General features: G+C 54.1%; 1 tRNA gene and 2 rRNA genes (1 of these 3 cut by a window edge). All 3 read left to right on the top strand.

From position 1 onward, the window contains the following. Positions 1-1,986, top strand: a 23S ribosomal RNA gene (locus tag AADA15_RS19225) (it extends 843 nt beyond the left edge of the window). Positions 1,987-2,180: 194 nt separating this feature from the next. Continuing rightward, positions 2,181-2,295, top strand: a 5S ribosomal RNA gene (gene rrf / locus AADA15_RS19220). Between the two features lie 125 nt (positions 2,296-2,420). Then, positions 2,421-2,497: transfer RNA gene (locus AADA15_RS19215), tRNA-Met, on the top strand. Positions 2,498-2,500: the final 3 nt, after the last annotated feature.

Below are 2,500 nucleotides of genomic sequence, written 5' to 3'. Positions count from 1 at the left end.
CTATTTAGGTAGAGCGTCATCCGAATACCCCGGGGGGTAGAGCACTGGATGGGTAATGGGGCCCCACAGGCTTACTGATCCTAACCAAACTCCGAATACCCGGGAGTACTAGATGGCAGACACACTGCGGATGCTAACGTCCGTAGTGGAGAGGGAAACAACCCTGACCTCCGGCTAAGGCCCCTAATTCATGGCTAAGTGGGAAAGCAGGTGGGACGACCAAAACAACCAGGAGGTTGGCTTAGAAGCAGCCATCCTTTAAAGATAGCGTAACAGCTCACTGGTCTAAACAAGTTGTCCTGCGGCGAAGATGTAACGGGGCTCAAGCCATGAGCCGAAGCCGAGGATGCACATAGTGCATGGTAGCAGAGCGTAGTGTGACATAGTTCCATGCGTCCTTACCTTCTTTCGGGAAGGATTGGACGCAAGGAGCTTTCGATGAAGCCGGGGCGTGAGCCATCCGGTGGAGAGATCACTAGCGAGAATGATGACATGAGTAGCGACAAAGAGTGTGAGAGACACTCTCGCCGAAAGTCCAAGGGTTCCTGCTTAAAGCTAATCTGAGCAGGGTAAGCCGGCCCCTAAGCCGAGGCCGAAAGGCGTAGGCGATGGGAACCAGGTTAATATTCCTGGGCCAGGAGGATGTGACGGATTGCGACTGTAGTTCAGCCTTATCGGATTGGTTGGGCTGCTGAGCAGTCCCTGGAAATAGCCCTCCATCAGACCGTACCCTAAACCGACACAGGTGGACTGGTAGAGAATACCAAGGCGCTTGAGAGAACGATGTTGAAGGAACTCGGCAAAATACCTCCGTAAGTTCGCGAGAAGGAGGCCCGGGTCCTACGCAAGTGGAATCCGGGGGCACAAACCAGGGGGTGGCGACTGTTTATTAAAAACACAGGGCTCTGCGAAGTCGCAAGACGACGTATAGGGTCTGACGCCTGCCCGGTGCCTGAAGGTTAAAAGGAGGGGTGAGAGCTCCGAATTGAAGCCCAGGTAAACGGCGGCCGTAACTATAACGGTCCTAAGGTAGCGAAATTCCTTGTCGGGTAAGTTCCGACCTGCACGAATGGCGTAACGACTTCCCCGCTGTCTCCAACATCGACTCAGCGAAATTGAATTGCCTGTCAAGATGCAGGCTTCCCGCGGTTAGACGGAAAGACCCCGTGCACCTTTACTACAGCTTCGCACTGGCATCAGGATTGTGATGTGCAGGATAGGTGGTAGGCATCGAAACCGGAACGCCAGTTCCGGTGGAGCCTCCCTTGAGATACCACCCTTCGCACTCTTGATGTCTAACCGCGGTCCGTTATCCGGATCCGGGACCCTGCGTGGCGGGTAGTTTGACTGGGGCGGTCGCCTCCTAAAGCGTAACGGAGGCGCGCGAAGGTTGGCTCAGAGCGGTCGGAAATCGCTCGTTGAGTGCAATGGCAGAAGCCAGCCTGACTGCGAGACTGACAAGTCGAGCAGAGACGAAAGTCGGCCATAGTGATCCGGTGGTCCCAAGTGGGAGGGCCATCGCTCAACGGATAAAAGGTACGCCGGGGATAACAGGCTGATACTGCCCAAGAGTCCATATCGACGGCAGTGTTTGGCACCTCGATGTCGGCTCATCTCATCCTGGGGCTGGAGCAGGTCCCAAGGGTACGGCTGTTCGCCGTTTAAAGAGGTACGTGAGCTGGGTTTAGAACGTCGTGAGACAGTTCGGTCCCTATCTGCCGTGGGTGTAGGATACTTGAGAGGAGTTGCCCCTAGTACGAGAGGACCGGGGTGAACGATCCACTGGTGGACCTGTTATCGTGCCAACGGTAGTGCAGGGTAGCTATGATCGGACAGGATAACCGCTGAAGGCATCTAAGCGGGAAGCCCCCCTCAAAACAAGGTATCCCTGAGGGCCGTGGAAGACCACCACGTCAATAGGCCGGAGATGTAAGTGCAGCAATGCATTCAGTTGACCGGTACTAATCGCCCGATTGGCTTGATCTGATCCAGTAAAAGACAGCCACACCAAAAACGCATACACAAAAACTTGGACAACACGTTGATAGATAAGCCGCGCGCTTGTGGAAATGTCATCGTGACATAACTCAGGTGCGGCAACGGGCATTTACTGCGTAAATACCCTGCCTGCCGCCACCAAGAAAATCCAACAAGCCGCAGGCTTGTTGGTATTTTCTTGGTTTGGTGGTCATAGCACGAGCAAAACACCCGGTCCCATCCCGAACCCGGAAGTTAAGTGCCGTCGCGCCAATGGTACTTGGGCTTAAGCCCTGGGAGAGTAGGTCACCGCCAAACCTAGTAAATACCAAACAAAAATCTCTCTAATCGATCAAAAACGCTAGCTAAATGAACCGCAAAAACAACGGACCAGCGGCAAATCAATGTCCGCAATTAGCAAAGCGATAACAAAAACACCCTGCCGCGGGATGGAGCAGCCAGGTAGCTCGTCAGGCTCATAACCTGAAGGTCGTAGGTTCAAATCCTACTCCCGCAACCAAAA

The sequence above is a fragment of the Phycobacter sedimenti genome, from assembly GCF_038148855.1.
GTDB lineage: Bacteria > Pseudomonadota > Alphaproteobacteria > Rhodobacterales > Rhodobacteraceae > Phycobacter > Phycobacter sedimenti.
This window is presented reverse-complemented; position numbering and strand designations above follow the sequence as displayed.